This window comes from Comamonas guangdongensis, from assembly GCF_041079535.1.
Classification (GTDB): Bacteria; Pseudomonadota; Gammaproteobacteria; order Burkholderiales; family Burkholderiaceae_C; genus Comamonas; species Comamonas guangdongensis.
The window spans coordinates 38439-53075 of record NZ_JBFYGN010000014.1; the positions used below are offsets into that span (position 1 = coordinate 38439).

General features: G+C 65.9%; 11 protein-coding genes. 4 read left to right on the forward strand and 7 right to left on the reverse strand.

The window, feature by feature from the left end; translation table 11 throughout:
• The first annotated feature begins 136 nt into the window (after positions 1–136).
• Complete coding sequence (locus tag AB6724_RS13240) at positions 137–487, forward strand: DUF4148 domain-containing protein (RefSeq protein ID WP_369338996.1); 351 nt, start codon at positions 137–139, stop codon at positions 485–487.
• A 35-nt stretch (positions 488–522) separates the two neighbouring features.
• Positions 523–1866: a D-serine ammonia-lyase gene (gene dsdA, locus AB6724_RS13245; RefSeq protein ID WP_369338997.1), complete on the forward strand. Its 1344-nt coding sequence runs from the start codon at positions 523–525 to the stop codon at positions 1864–1866.
• Here the strand turns inward: dsdA and AB6724_RS13250 are convergent.
• The 6 genes from AB6724_RS13250 to AB6724_RS13275 form a co-directional block, all read right to left on the reverse strand.
• Positions 1849–3144: a PQQ-dependent sugar dehydrogenase gene (locus AB6724_RS13250; RefSeq protein WP_369338998.1), complete on the reverse strand. Its 1296-nt coding sequence runs from the start codon at positions 3142–3144 to the stop codon at positions 1849–1851. The two genes, dsdA and AB6724_RS13250, sit on opposite strands and share 18 nt — an antisense overlap.
• A gap of 54 nt (positions 3145–3198) precedes the next feature.
• Positions 3199–4401, reverse strand: coding sequence for an MFS transporter (locus AB6724_RS13255; protein WP_369338999.1), 1203 nt, complete (start codon positions 4399–4401; stop codon positions 3199–3201).
• A gap of 29 nt (positions 4402–4430) precedes the next feature.
• Complete coding sequence (locus tag AB6724_RS13260) at positions 4431–6041, reverse strand: GMC family oxidoreductase (protein WP_369339000.1); 1611 nt, start codon at positions 6039–6041, stop codon at positions 4431–4433.
• 237 nt (positions 6042–6278) lie between these two features.
• A complete protein-coding gene (locus tag AB6724_RS13265; protein ID WP_369339001.1) occupies positions 6279–7841 on the reverse strand; it encodes a DUF1302 domain-containing protein in 1563 nt (520 codons plus the stop codon).
• Between the two features lie 28 nt (positions 7842–7869).
• Positions 7870–9249, reverse strand: coding sequence for a DUF1329 domain-containing protein (locus AB6724_RS13270; RefSeq protein WP_369339002.1), 1380 nt, complete (start codon positions 9247–9249; stop codon positions 7870–7872).
• Between the two features lie 277 nt (positions 9250–9526).
• The gene (locus AB6724_RS13275) at positions 9527–9949 is read right to left on the reverse strand and encodes a RidA family protein (protein WP_369339003.1); all 423 of its coding nucleotides are present in this window, start codon (positions 9947–9949) and stop codon (positions 9527–9529) included.
• A gap of 372 nt (positions 9950–10321) precedes the next feature.
• Between AB6724_RS13275 and AB6724_RS13280 the strand changes: the two genes are divergently transcribed.
• Both AB6724_RS13280 and AB6724_RS13285 read left to right on the forward strand, forming a co-directional pair.
• The gene (locus AB6724_RS13280) at positions 10322–11575 is read left to right on the forward strand and encodes a helix-turn-helix transcriptional regulator (RefSeq protein WP_369339004.1); all 1254 of its coding nucleotides are present in this window, start codon (positions 10322–10324) and stop codon (positions 11573–11575) included.
• A 165-nt stretch (positions 11576–11740) separates the two neighbouring features.
• A complete protein-coding gene (locus tag AB6724_RS13285; RefSeq protein ID WP_369339005.1) occupies positions 11741–13027 on the forward strand; it encodes an NAD(P)/FAD-dependent oxidoreductase in 1287 nt (428 codons plus the stop codon).
• Positions 13028–13090: 63 nt separating this feature from the next.
• Here the strand turns inward: AB6724_RS13285 and AB6724_RS13290 are convergent, their stop codons facing one another.
• A complete protein-coding gene (locus AB6724_RS13290) occupies positions 13091–14626 on the reverse strand; it encodes an FAD-linked oxidase C-terminal domain-containing protein (protein WP_369339006.1) in 1536 nt (511 codons plus the stop codon).
• Positions 14627–14637: the final 11 nt, after the last annotated feature.

The window sequence follows — 14637 nt, forward strand, 5'->3', positions numbered from 1 at the left end:
CCCTGGATGACAGCAATGTCACCGTGCCGTGGGGCTCTCGTCGGGGGTCGCTTTCTACAGTGGAGCCATCTTTCCGGAACGCCCGAAACCGCATCGGAAAGAGAGTCAAGCAAGCACTTTTGAAAGGACCCAGACCATGACGCAAAACCGTTTCTTTCCCAGCTCCCTGATCGCCGGCCTGGCCGCATCGGCGGCCCTGATTCTGCCCGGTGCAGCCATGGCCGACAGCTACTGGCATCCCGCCAACAACGAGGCCGGGGTCAAGACCTATCCCGAGCATTTCCGCAGCAGCAAGACGCGGGGCCAGGTGCGGGCCGAGGCCGAGACGGCGCTGCGTCAGGGTGGAGCCTCGCGCTTCAACAGTGGCGCCTACCCGGCTGATGTGCCGCAGGCCGTCAGCGGCAGGTCGCGCCAGGAGGTGGTGCAGGAGCTGCTCAATGAAACGCCGGCGCAGCGCGAGGCGCGCCAGCGCGCCTTCGGCGGCTGAGCCGGTAATATGGCGCTATTTGACCGAATAGCGCCATGAACCCCTCCGCCAGCCCGCTCGATCCGTTGCCGGAAATCCTCCAGTCCCTGCGCAGCGCATGTCCCACGCTGTGGGCCGGCCGCGGGGCCGGGGCCCGGGCCGGGGGCGCCGTCTCGGCAGCGCAGGTGCAGCAGGCCGTGCAGCGCTTCGAGCGTTTTGCGCCACTGTTGCAGCAGCTCTTCCCCGAGCTGGAAGCATCCCGGGGCCGCATCGAGTCCGAGCTGTTGCCGGTGCCCCATATGCAGCAGGCGCTCGGCCTTCCCGAGGCCATGGGGAGTCTGCTGCTCAAGGCCGATCATGCCCTGCCCGTGGCCGGCTCCATCAAGGCGCGCGGCGGCGTGCACGAGGTGCTGGAATATGCCGAGCGGATTGCGCAGCTGCACGGCCTGCTGAACGCCGGGGACTATGCGCAGCTGGCGTCCGACGAGGCCCGCGCCGTGTTTGCCCGGCATCAGGTGGCCGTGGGCTCCACCGGCAATCTGGGGCTGTCCATCGGCGTCATGGCCTCGGCCCTGGGCTTCCAGGCCGTGGTCCATATGTCGGCCGATGCCAAGGAGTGGAAGAAGCAGCGGCTGCGCGCGCGCGGCGTGCAGGTGGTGGAGCACGCGGGCGACTACGCCCAGGCCGTGGCTGCGGGCCGCGCGCTGGCGCAGCAAGATACTCACTGCCACTTCGTCGACGACGAGAAATCGCTGTCGCTGCTGCTGGGCTATGCGGCGGCCGTGCCCCGTCTGGTGGTCCAGCTTGCGGAGCAGCGGCGCGTGGTGGATGCGGAGCATCCTTTGTTTGTCTACATACCTTGCGGAGTGGGCGGCGCCCCGGGCGGAGTGGCTCTGGGCCTGCAGCAGGCCTTCGGCCCGCATGTGCACTGTTTTTTTGCCGAGCCCGTGCAGTCGCCCTGCTTCATGGTGGAGATGCTGGCCGGCGCCGGAAGCTTGCCCGGCCTGGGCGAGCATCCCTCGGTCTATGAACTGGGCCTGAACAACCGCACCGAGGCCGATGGCCTGGCCGTGCCACGCGCCTCCGAACTGGCGGCCGATGTGGTGCGCGGCTTTCTGGGCGGCGTGTTCACGGTGGCCGATGAAACCCTGTTCCGCCATCTGTGCCTGCTGCATGACAGCGAGGGCCTGGACATCGAGCCTTCGGCCGCGGCAGGCTTTGGCGGCCCGCGTGCCCTGCTGGAAACCGCGGCCGGGCAGGACTATCTGCAGCGTCAGAATCTGCTGCCGCATATGGCCGGGGCCACGCATATCGTATGGACCACGGGCGGCCTGTTCGTGCCGCCCGAGGAATATGCGCGGTTTCTAGAGCGGGGCCGCAGCCTAGCGCGGGGCGGCTGAGGCTGCGGGCGCCGTGCCCGCTTCGCTCATCAGCATCAGCAGGCTGCGGTTGAAGTCTTCCACCACCAGCAGCCGGCCCGCATGGTCTACGGCCATGCCCGTGGGGCGGCCACGTGGGCGCAGGCCCGCTTTCTCGTCCCAGCCGCTGAGCCAGTCTATGGGCTTGCCCGAGGGCAGGCCCTTGGCGTCGCGCGCAAAGCCCACGATGCGCTGCCCGCCGGCGCCCGGCCCGTGCCAGGCTACCAGTAGCTGGCCGCCATAGGCGCTGGCGCTGCCCGTGGCCAGCATGTGCAGCGGTGCCACATGGGCGGGCCAGAGCATGAACGGCGCCTCGGTCTTGCTGCAGTCATAGCGCTTCTCATAGCCCTGGGCATTCTGCTGCCGGCCTATGCAGTAAGGCCAGCCATAGTCGGCGCCGGCGCGTAGCTGGTTCAGCTCTTCGGGCGGTTGCTTGGAGTCCCGGTAGTCGATATTGTTTTCGCCCTGCCAGAGCGTGCCTGCGGCAGGGCCGTCGGGCATGGCGGCGAGGGCCATGGAGTTGCGCAGGCCCGTCGCAAAAAGCTTGAATTCCTTGACGGGCAGGGGACCGGCCTGCAGCGTCATGCGCCAGACCGCGGCCCGCGGCATGGCGCCGCCGCGCTCGGGGCAGGGGACGGGCTGCTTCTGGTCCTCGCCGCGGCAGGAATCGCTGAACGAGCCCAGGTTGACGTAGAGGCTGCCGTCGGGGGCGAAGGCCAGCTCCTTGAGCAGGTGGGCACCGTCGGCGGGCAGATTGCCGGCCAGTACTTCCGGCCTGGGCGGCTGGCCCGGGGCCGGCACCGCCGCGCGCCAGATGCGGTCGGCCTCGCCGATATAGATCCTGCCGTCGGGACCGCGCACCATTCCCGAGGGGTAGTTGAGCTTGTCCAGCAGGACCTGCGCCTGCACGGCCTTGGCCGTGGTGTTGGCATTGGCGGGGGTGGCCGCGTCCGGCGGCAGGCGCAGCTCGATCAGCTTGCCCTGCTGCGGCATCCAGCCGCCCATGTCCAGCACCCAGAGGCGGCCCGGCGCGATTTCCAACACGCGGCGCGGAAAGCGCAGGCCATGGGCCTCGTCGGCCACCAGCCCCACGCAGGTTCCGGCCGGGCTGCCTATGGCCAGGCGCGGGTAGCCCGCGCATTTGCCCGTTGACGTATAGCCGCGCGCCTGCACAGGCTGGCTGGCGGCCAGCGTCAGCAGCAGGGCCATGAGCGGGCCCAAGGTCCTGCCTGCGGTGGGCAGCGGTTTCTTCAGCGCCATCAGCATCTCCGTGAGCGATCCGGGACCTGCATCTTGCCATGGCGCGGACCGGCGCTAGGCGCGGCGCAGCAGGGCCAGCGGCAGCAGGGCCAGCGCCATCAGCGCCGCGCACAGCGACAGCGGCAGCCCATAGCCCTGGCTGCTGTCCACCAGATAGCCGAACAGTGTCGGCCCCATCGCGGCACCCAGGCCGGAGATCAGATTGCCGAGGCCGAGCAGGCTGCCGAAATTCTGCCGGCCCGCAAACTCCATCAGCAGCGTGGGCGACATCTGGTTGACCAGGTTGAAGGTCATGCCCCAGCCCAGGACAAAGCCTGTCAGCGCCGTCATGCCCCAGCCCGCCTCGGTGGCCTGCAGCAGCGCGAGCACGCCGATGCTGCCGACGACGACGCCCAGCGACAGCGTGCGCCTGACTCCCTGGCGCGTGCTGAGCGCGCCAAACAGCAGGCTGCCGCCGATGGTGGCCGCGGCGATCGCGCCATAGACGAGGGCCGCTTCGGCGGCGGAGTAGCCTATGGACACCAGATAGGGCACCAGCCCCATCAGCACGCTGAGTCCGCTGAGGGTGATGAGCAGGAACATCGCTATCCACAGCCAGTACTGCGGCAGGCGCAGCACGGCGCCTATGCCTGGCTCCTGCGCTTGCGCCTTGGCCGCCGGTGCGGCGTGGGCGGGCAGGCGCACCAGCCACCACAGCAAGGGAATGCAGACCGCAAAGATCATCACCGCTCCGGCCTCCATGGTGGTGCGCAGTCCCATCTGGGCGAGCATCTGGGTCAGCAGCACCGGCAGCACGGTGCCGCCGGCGCCGACCACGGCCAGCAGCACGCCAAAGGCCAGCCCCTGGCGCGGCACGGGAAACCAGTGCGAGACGAGGATGAAGGCCGGCACATAGGTCGAGCCGCCAACCCCTATGCCGCAGCAGGCAATGGTCAGGGTGAACATGTCCAGGCTGCTGCTTTGCGAAGCCGCCAGATAGGCGAGGCCGGTGACCAGGCCGCTGCACACCATCACCGGCCGTGGCGGCACGCGATCCAGCAGCCAGCCTGCGGCCGGCATGGCCAGCGTCATGGTCACCATGAACACCGTGGCCAGGCGCGCGGCCTGCTCATGGTTGCAGTGGAAGGTCTCCATGATCGGCAGGGTGAAGATGCTGAAGGCATTGAGCGTCAGGCCGAAGCTGATGCTCATCGTCACGCCCAGGCCCAGCACCAGCGTCCATGCGCTACGTGTGTCGAAGTTGTCGGAATTGCTCATGATTGCTCGTTCCTGGCGGCTAGGCTGGCTCAGCAGGCAGCCGCCTTGGCCAGGATCAGGTCTGCGGCCTTCTCCGCGATCGCGATGATGGTGGCGTTGGGGTCTCCGGTGGTGATGCGCGGCATCACCGAGCCGTCGACCACGCGCAGATTGCTTGTCCCGTGCACCTCGAGTCTGTCGTTGACCACGGCCAGTTCGTCATGTCCCATGCGGCAGCTGCCCACGGCTTCGTAATTGACCTCGCAGGTACGGCGCAGAAAAGCGTCTATGGCCGCGTCCTCGTCGATCTCGGCGCGCGGCAATACCTCCCGGCCGTGATAGGGCCGATAGGCCTCGCCAGCGAGAATCCGGCGAGAGATGCGTATGCCGCGGCGCAGCGCCTCGACATCGCGCGGGTCGCTCAGATAGTTGGCATCGATCACGGGTTGGGCCATGGGGTCGGCCGAGCGCAGGCTCAGCCGACCGCGGCTTTCGGGGCGGGTGAGGATGATGAGATTCGTGATGCCATGCGATTTGCTCTCTTTTTCATCGGCCACCAGCAGGGCCGGAATGAAGTAGAACTTGAGGTCGAGTTCCTCATGCCCCGGAGTGCCCGAGCGCAGATAGGCGACCGCATCGATGGAGTTGCTGCCCAGCGGCCCCTTTCGCGCCAGCGCGTAGCTCAGGCCGGCCTGGGCCATGGCCAGCGGACTGCTGAAGTATTTGTAATAGGTGATGGGTTGCGGGCAGCTCATGGCCACCTGGGTGCCGATATGGTCGTGCAGATTGGCGCCCACGCCTTTCAGGTTCAGAACCGGGGAGATGCCCAGGGCCTGCAGCTCGTCCGCGGCGCCTATGCCGGACAGCATCAGCAATTGCGCGGACTGGAAGGTGCCGGCGCTGCTGATCACTTCGCTGCGCGCGTAGGCGCGCTGCAGCTCGCCTCCCTGAAGGTACTCGACGCCTATGGCACGTCGGCCCTTGAACAGGATGCGGGTGGTATGCGCCTCGGTGAGCACCTGTAGATTGCGGCGTTTTTGCGCCGGCCGCAGATAGGTGACGGCCGTGCTCATGCGCCGTCCCTTGTAGATCGTGTGCTCGCCGGGGCCGAAGCCTTCGGCGACCGCGCCGTTGTGGTCGTCGTTATAGGGGTAGCCGGCATCTTGGGCGGCCTTGATCCAGGCCCGGGTGGCGGGGTTGTTCAGACCCATGCGGGTGACGCGCAGAGGGCCGTCGCCGCCGTGGTAGGCATCGGCGCCGTGCAGATTGCCTTCGGCACGGCGGTAGTAGGGCAGCATCTCCCGGTACGACCAGCCCTGGTTGCCGGCCGCTGCCCAGCCGTTGAGGATTTCGGCCGCGCCGCGGCTGTAGCACATGCCGTTGATCGAGCTGCTGCCTCCGAGCACCTTGCCGCGGGCATCGTGGAGCACGCGGTTTTCCAGGTGTTTTTGCGGCGCCGTCTGATAGTTCCAGCTGAATTTGCCGGTCTGGAGCAGGGCCAGAAAACCGCCGGGAACGTGGATCAGCGGGCTTTTGTCCCGCTTGCCGGCTTCGAGCAGAAGCACCCGGTGACGCGGGTCGGCGGACAGGCGGTTGGCCAGCACGCAGCCGGCCGAGCCGGCGCCGATGATGATGAAGTCGAATTGATGGGCATCTGACATGACAAGTTTCTTCCTGGACTGGTCCCATCCGGTTTTCCGTGCCCAAAGAAGCGGATCGGCAAAAAGGATTTACGTAGCCGTTCATGCAAGCCCGAATGCAGGCTTGCCCTTCAGGTCTTCAATGGGCGGGGCGTGCCGGCGGCTTGCTGCAGCAAGCTGTGTGGTTGGGCTGGAGCGCCAATGGCCAGCCGCCGGAAGCAAGGCGCTGCTTCCGGCGGCTGTGGATCGGCGATGGGTTTAGAACATGTACTTCACGGTCAGCGACAGCTGGTCGCGATCCACCATGGAGCGGTCCTTCTTGGTGTCCAGCGAGGCGCTGCCCAGATAGCCCACATAGGCCACCGTGAGCGACAGGTTGTTGTTCTTGGTGAAGGTGGCGCCGACGCTGTAGCGGCGGTCGCCCTGGCCGCCACCAAAAGTACCGACCAGAGAGCGGCCGCGCAGCTGATGCGAATAGCTGAGGGGGATGCTCAGATCCCAGCCTTCGGCGATGCCCGGGTAGCCCAGAATCCAGGTTCCCGCGAAGGCCAGGCTGTTGCGGGTCTTGAAGAACAGCTCATTGAAGCCATAGCCGTCGCTGATGCTGTTGACCTTGACCCCGGACAGTTCGACCAGGAGCTGCATATCGGGGGCCAGCGGCGTGCGGCCGACGTTGTAGAAGCCGCCGACGTTCAGCTGCGTGACATTGCCGCGCACGTAAGCTGGCGTATCGGGCACATCGCGCATGTTGACCATCAAGGGAGTGCCTTGCCGGTAGCTCAACTCGCCATAGGCGGAGACCTTGCCGAACGTGGTGCTGACCGTGCCGGCCAGCATCTTGACGTTATCGAAGTAGCGCACGTTGTAGCCGCTGAAGTCCGGCGCGAAAATCAGGGCCGGCGAGCGGTCGTTGTAGTTGAGGTAGTACAGGCCGACCTCGGTTTCGCTGGTCAGGCGGTAGCGTCCACCAATGCCCCATTGGCCGGTTTTCTTCGGGCGCTGGTCGCGGGTTCGCGGCAGGCCGTCGCAGACGCCGGCGCTGTAGGTGCCCAGGCAGCTGCCGCCGGGGCCTAGCAGATCGTCGGTGCTCTGGAAGGAGCCCACGGCCGGCAGAATGGTTTCGTGGAAGCCGAACTGCCAGTGGCCCAGCAGCGTGAAGTCGGGAGACAGCTGCAATGAGGCCGAGATCTGGTCCTCGGGCAGGATGGCCTCCTTCACCTCGGTGCCGGGAATGTCGCTCTTGGCGCCGTCAAACGGGCCCTGTGCGCCGGAGATATTGGCGAAGTAATTGGCTTCGCCCCAGTTCACGACCTGGCGGCCGACACGCAGATCCAGCTTCTTCGCATCGCCCAGATTCACCGTCGTGAAGGCATAGGTGTCGAGCAGGCGCGAATAGCCGCCCTGCATATGCCTGGCCGTCGAGGTGAAGCGGTCATAGGGCGGCGGGGTGTTGGGGATGGTGCTGCCGTTGTAGTCGGTACGGCTGTGGTAGACCTGATCGTAGAACGTCGATCCGGTCAGAACCATGCCGGTGTCGCCCTTGGCCAGCTTGCTCTCGAACAGCGCCGAGACGCGATTGGCGATGAGCGCGCCTTTCTTGAAATTGTTGTTGCCGTCATTGCCGGTGAAATTGCTGGCGTCGCTGGCCAGCAAGGGATTGGGGCTCTTGGTGCGTACCCCGAGCGCGTAGGTGGTGCCGAGGCTCCAGTCGAATTTCAGGCCGTCACCGAGATCGACGGTTTCGCCGGCCTGTGCGGCAGGCAGGGACAGGAGCAGAAGTACGGCGCAGGCCAGCGAGGTCCGGATGTATGGGTGCTTCATGGAATGGGCTTCCAGCGGGTAGTTCTTTTTATTTGCCGGCACTGCGCGCTGCAGCCGGGGTGAACATGGATTCGTTCACGTCGCCCTTGTTCAGGACCGGGCCTTTTTCCCGTTCCTGGAAAAGGTTGTAGGCCAGGTAGGAGCCCGCGTTGAGGTCGTGATAGAAGGAGGTGCCCGAATACCATGCCTTGACGTCGAAGGCGTAGTAGTAGTTGATGAAGGCGTGCTGCCAGAGCTCGCCACGGCTGTCGTAGATATCGGTGGCCACGGCCTGGCCGGTGTCCTCGTCGAGGAACATCACCCGTTTGCTGAACAGATGGCGGTAGCCTTCCTTGAGCGTGCCTTCGGTGACCCAGACGCGGCGCAGCTCATAGCGCAGGTAGTCGGGATTGGGGTGCTCCGGGGTCAGCAGGCTGGCGTACTTCACGCTGGGCTGGTGGATCTTGTACGCATTGGCGGGTATGAACATCTCCTTGCGGCCCACCAGCTTCCAGTTGTAGCGCTCGGGCGAGCCGTTGAACAAGCGGTCCGAGTCAATCGTCATGCGGCCGCCGGTGCCGGTCATGGGCTGGTCGAAACCGAACTCCGGCACCTGGCGTACGCGGCGGGTGCCTGGGTCGTAGGCCCAGGTCAGCCGCTTTTCGTCACCGAAATTGGTAGGTTCGACCGCCACCGTGACGCCACCCCGGTCGCGCTCGGGCAGCAGGTATTTGGTGAGGTTGTAGGCCATGGGGCCTTCTGCCGGCTTGCCCAGCAGATCCGGGACGTTGTAGCGGTCCAGATCGGTGCTCTCGGTGCGGCCGTAGTTGATGGTGCCGTTGGACAGTACGTTGGCGCTGTCCCGAGTCACGTAGGCCGTGTATTCGCGGGTGTTCAGCAGATTGTTCCAGATCAGCTCCAGCCCGTTCTTGGGGATTGGGAAGTTGAGGGCACCGAGACGGCCCTTGATGGAGAGTCCGTTTTCCGCGACCTCGGCGTCCAGCGCGTTCTTCTTGGTGACTGCGCAGACTTCGTCGGTGTAGCGGAAATCGCGGTGTCCCTGGTAGACGGGAATGCGGTAGGTCTTCGCATATTTCTTCAGCATGGACTGCTGGCCGGGGCTCAGCTTGTCCAGATACTGGCCCATATTGTCCGCAGTGATCTGGAACAGCGGCTTCTCGTTGGCATAGATGTCCACGGGGTGCTTGCCGCTGTGAGGCTGGAAGGCAACGCCAGGTGGCGCGCCCAGCCATTTGCCGGTGAACTCGGGAATCGTGCCTTCCTTGTTGCCGGCCTTGATGGCTCCCGAGCAGGTCAGGTCCTTGCCCAGGCGTTCGGCTTCGCTGGCCGGCACCTTGGCATGTGCCAATCCCGCGGCCAGCAGGCCCGCGGCCAGGGCCAGCGGGGCTGTCTTCATCAATTCGCTCATATGGTCTCCTCCGTCTATATGTCGTCCGTGCTATTGCGCAAAAGATCGGGCTGGGGCAGTCCGGGCAAGCCCCGGCATGCGTCTGGCCTGGGTCACATGCTAGGAATGGAGGCCTGTGCGCAGCTAGTACCAGGTGGTACCGACGAGGTCCGATCGCGCGCTTTGGCGGCGCAAAAAAAAGCCAGCCTTGGGAAAGGACTGGCTCCAAGCAGAGACATGGTGGGCCGCATGCCCGGCGGGGCAGGCGGCAGTCAGGACGGCAGCGCGTCGCCGGGCACTAGGCCGGGATGACGGCGATGGAGGAGATTTCGATCAGCTGTTCGGAAGCGCCCAGTTCCGCGACGCCAATGATGCTGAACGCATGCGCTGGGAAGGGCATGCCGTCCAGGGCCTGGGCCATGGCCTCGAAGAACTGGCCGCTGCGCGCACCGCAGAGCCCTTTGATATAGACCGTGCTGCTGACGACATCGGCGGGGCTGCCGCCCGCGGCATTGACGGCGGCAGCAACATTTTTCAGCGTGGCCGTGGCTTGCGCCTTGAAGTCGTCGCCACCTAGCAGTTCGAAACTGGGGTTGAACGGCGCTTGGCCGGCGAGATAGACGGTGCTGCCGCTCTGGGCGCGCACCACCTGGCTGAGACCTTCAAAGCTCAGCAATTCCTTGGGGTTGAGGTGTTCCAGGCGTGGGGTGTTGGCTGCCATAGGTTTTCACGGAGAGAGGGGAATCGGAGCGCCCGGCTTGATTGCAGGCGCGCGGTGGAAATCGGGCGATCAGAACCATTGCTGCGCAGGTAATCGGTGTTCAGGCCGACATGGCATGGATGCAAGAAACTCATCACCTGACGGATGCTAGGCAGGGCACAGATGGGTCGCCAGTCCCATGTGGTACTGCCGGTGCTGCATACAAGTCCGGATAGACGGTGCGGCGGCCGCGGCCTATGCTGCGGCACGGCTTCAGTCTGGAAAAAGTTGCGAGATACCGGCGCAGCGGCCGCGTTGATATCGTTCCGGCGGTGCCTCTCTGACTTGAAGGCACCGTGTTCATTGCCTGGTTTGCTATTGGTTTTGATTACTATGTTGACCGAGACCTCTTCCCAGTCCCTAGGCTCCGCCGCCCACAGTCCCCTGCCCGTGCAAGGCGGGCGGCCCGACTGGTCGCAGCTGTGGTCCGGCATGGTGCAAGGCCAGCCTTCGGCGTCCGCCCCCCCGGGTGATCTGCTGCATCTGCTCTACCAGAGCATCCAGGACGCTCTGCCCTGGCAGCGTTTTGCCGAGGGCCTGCGCGGGCTGCTGGGGGCGCGCAATGTGGTCATCACGCTGCACCATATGCAGCAGACCGGATGCGACAGCTATGTGATGGCCGGCATTGCCGACGACCCCATAGACTGGCAGGCCGTGGAGGAGGAGTACCGCGCGAACTTCATGGCCCTGGATCCGCTGCGCCTGGACCGCATGGCGCCGGGGCAGGTGGAGCGCTTGACCCTGCATCTGACCCACTCCCATTTTGCGGAGAAGCTGGGCTTCACCGACAGCATGCGCCTGTGCGTGGCCGAGCCGCAAGGCATGCGCTGTTGGGTGGATATGGTGCGCTGCGATGCGGCTCAGCCCTTGTTCAGCGCTGCCGACATGGCGCTGCTGCGGGCGCTGGTGCCGCATATGGAAACCGCGCTCGGCCTGTTTGCGCGCCTGCAGCGTCACGAAACCGAGCGTTTTGTGTACGAGAGCATGCTCGATCATTTCGGGCTGGGCTGCGTGCTGCTCAACGGCGCGGGCGAGGTGTTGCATATGAACCCCGTCGCCACCCAGCTGGTGCAGCGCGTGCCGGGGCTGGGCGTGGTGGAGCGCAGGCTCAGGCTTAGGAACCGCGCGGTGCAGCGGCTGCTGGATCAGGCGATAGAGAAGATGGTGCTGGCGCGCGAGCAAGGGCAGGAAGAGGTGAACGGGGAGATCCTGCGCATGGGACAGGTGGAGGATCACCTGCTGGGCCTCCTCGTGCAGTCGGCACCCGTGCGCCACTATTACCGGGGGCAGGAAACGCCGTGCGCCATCGTCTATCTGTCGGAGATCCATACGCCGCTGCAGGCACTGCAGCCAGCCAAGTCGCATTCGGTCCAGCGCATCTGCAGCCTGTTCGACCTGACCCGGCAGGAGGCCACGCTGTCGCTGCTGCTGGCCTGCGGCCACACCATTGCGGAAGCCGCGCAGAAAATGCAGATCGGCGAGAGCGCGGCGCGCAACTACTCCAAGAAGGTCTACGGCAAGCTGGCCATCTCCAGCCAGGCGGATCTGGTGCGCGTGATGCTGCGCAGCCTGTTGTTTCTGCGCTAGCCCAAACCATGCACCGGCAGTGCCACCTGGTACTAGAGCGCCGGGGCCGGCCTTTCTAGACTTCCCGTCACGCCCGAAAAGTGGCGTTGATCCAGGGAGGTTCTTTTGCAAGCGCGTCAATTTCCGGCGAATGGCGTAAGCCGCCAAGCTTATCAATCCGGCACCGTGCCCATAGCCTGCAGCGGCTGGGCCCTGCATGCGCCGGCACCTCGCCATGCGGCCCTGGAACAGGATGTGGAAACCGATGTGGCCGTCATCGGCGCCGGCCTGGCGGGCAGTTCGCTGGCCTTGCATCTGCAAAAACTGGGCATCAATGTGGCCTTGATTGAGGCGCGCCAGCCTGCGGACGGCGCCTCGGGGCGCAACGCCGGCCATGTCCAGCCTTTCCTCGACAAGCTGCAGGCGCTCAAGAGCTGGCCGGGGGGCGGTCAGCCCTTTGTTGAATACTTCGTCCAGCAGCGCAACATCGTCTACGAAATGTGCAGCCGGTATGGCATCGATGGCGATGCCCACCCGGGCGGCATGGTGGAGGTCGCAGCCCGGCCGGTCGCCGCACTGCAGGCCAAGGCCAGGGAATGGGCCGGCCGTGGCTATGCCGTGGCCGAGGTGGGGCGCGAGAGCTTGCAGGAGCTGCTGGGTACCTCGCGCTACGGCTATGGCCTGCACTGGCAGGAGGGCGGCTCCGTCAACCCCTTTATGTTCACCAGTGGCATGGTGCGCGTGGCGCAGATGCTGGGGGCGCAGGTCTATGGCGACAGCCCGGTGCTGGACTGCCGGCGTGAGGGGGAAAGGTGGCGGGCGGTGACGGCACGCGGCAGCGTGCGCGCGCACCGGGTGGTGATCTGTACCAATGCCCATGCCGGCAATCCTTTCTTCCCGGAGCTGGGGCGGACCCAATATCCTCTGGTCGCCTGCGCGCTGGCGACCAAACCCTTGCCGCAGTCGGTGCTGGACAGCCTGAATCCCGCACGCGTGGCGCTGACCCAGGTACCCACGGGGCTGTACCCCATGGTGGTGGACGGACGACGCCGCCTGGTGACGGCCACCATCCCGCATGTGGGGCGCGAGGACGATGCGCGCGTGTATTTCGACTATTTCCGGTCCTATCTGCACAAGACCTTTCCGCAGACCAGGGAGCTGAACATCGAGCTGGAAAGCTACTGGACCGGCTATACCTCCAGTTCGTCACAGGCCTATCACGAGGATTACGCCAAGATCTACGAGGTGGCGGACGGGGTGACGGCGCTCATGAACCTGGGCACCTGGGGCAATGTCATGGGTCCGCTGCTGGGACGCCATCTGGCGCAGGTGATGGCCAGCGAACGCTGGCAGGATCTGCTGCTGCCCTTGGAAAAGCCGCGGGAGGTGGCCAACCCGCAGTGGTTCGGCTTCAAGATACGCCGCATCATGGTGCCCATGGCCCGCATCGCGGACCGCTTGAACCTGGCGTGAAGCAGCGGGCCCTGCGCGGCCCGCCCGCCATCGGCTGCGGGCGTGGCTGTCTTGGCGCCGGACCTAGAAGCGCGGCAGGTCCGGGTGTGCGATCTGTCCGCCGCGCACCAGCATCTTGCCGTATTCGGCGCAGCGGTTGAGCGTGGGAATCACCTTGCCGGGGTTGAGTAGTGACAGCGGATCGAAGGCCGCCTTGAGCGCGAACATCTGCTGGTTTTCGGCCGTGCTGAACTGGGTGCACATGGAGTTGAGCTTTTCCACGCCCACGCCATGCTCGCCGGTCACCGTGCCGCCCATGGCCACGCTGGTTTCGAGGATGTCGGCGCCGAACAGCTCGCAGCGGTGCAGCTCGTCGGCGTCGTTGGCATCGAACAGTATCAGCGGGTGCAGATTGCCGTCGCCCGCATGGAAGACGTTGGCGCAGCGCAATCCGTATTTCTTTTCCATTTCCTGGATGGCCAGCAGGATGTCGGCCAGGCGCTTGCGCGGAATGGTCGAGTCCATGCACATATAGTCGGGACTGATGCGGCCGCTGGCCGGAAAGGCGTTCTTGCGCCCGCTCCAGAAGCGCAGCCGCTCCTCCTCGCTGGCGCTGACCGTGATGGCCGTGGCGCCCGCGCTGCGCAGCACCTCGCTCATGCGGCCGATCTCCTCCTCGACCTCCTCGGGCGTGCCGTCGGATTCGCAGAGCAGAATGGCTTCGGCCGTGAGGTCGTAGCCGGCCTTGACGAAATCCTCGACGGCGGCCGTCATGGGCTTGTCCATCATCTCCAGCCCCGCGGGGATGATGCCGGCCGCGATCACGGCGGCCACGGCATCGCCGGCCTTGCGCACATCGTCGAAGCTGGCCATGATGCAGCGCGCCAGCTGGGGCTTGGGGATGAGCTTGACCGTGACCTCGGTGGCCACGGCCAGCATGCCTTCGCTGCCTATCATCACGGCCAGCAGGTCCAGGCCCGGCACGTCCAGGGCCTCGGAGCCGAACTCCACGGGCTGGCCCTCGATCGTGAAACCCTTGATCCTGAGCACGTTGTGCACCGTCAGGCCGTACTTGAGGCAGTGCACGCCGCCCGAGTTCTCTGCCACGTTGCCGCCGATGGTGCAGGCGATCTGGCTGCTGGGGTCGGGCGCGTAGTACAGGCCGTAGGGGGCCGCGGCCTCGCTGATGGCGAGGTTGCGCACGCCGCACTGCACCAGGGCCGTGCGGCTGTAGGCATCGACCTTGAGAATCTTGTTGAACTTGGCCAGCGACAGGGTCACGCCCATGGGGTGGGGCATGGCGCCGCCCGACAGGCCCGTGCCCGCACCGCGCGCGATCACGGGCGCCTGGATCTCGTGGCAGGCCTTGAGCACGGCCTGCACCTGCTCGTAGGTCTCGGGCAGGCAGACCACCAGCGGGCGCTGGCGGTAGGCGGTCAGGCCGTCGCACTCATAGGGCGTGGTGTCCTCGCTCTGGTAGAGCAGCGCGTGCTCGGGCACATGGGGGCGCAGCGCGGCCAGCACCTGGGCCTGGCGGCGCGCGCGCTCGGTCGGAACCGGCTGGTGGCGGGCGGCATCGGCGGCGGCCGATGGATCGGGAAGAGAGCTGGCAAGCGTCATGCCCCGACTGT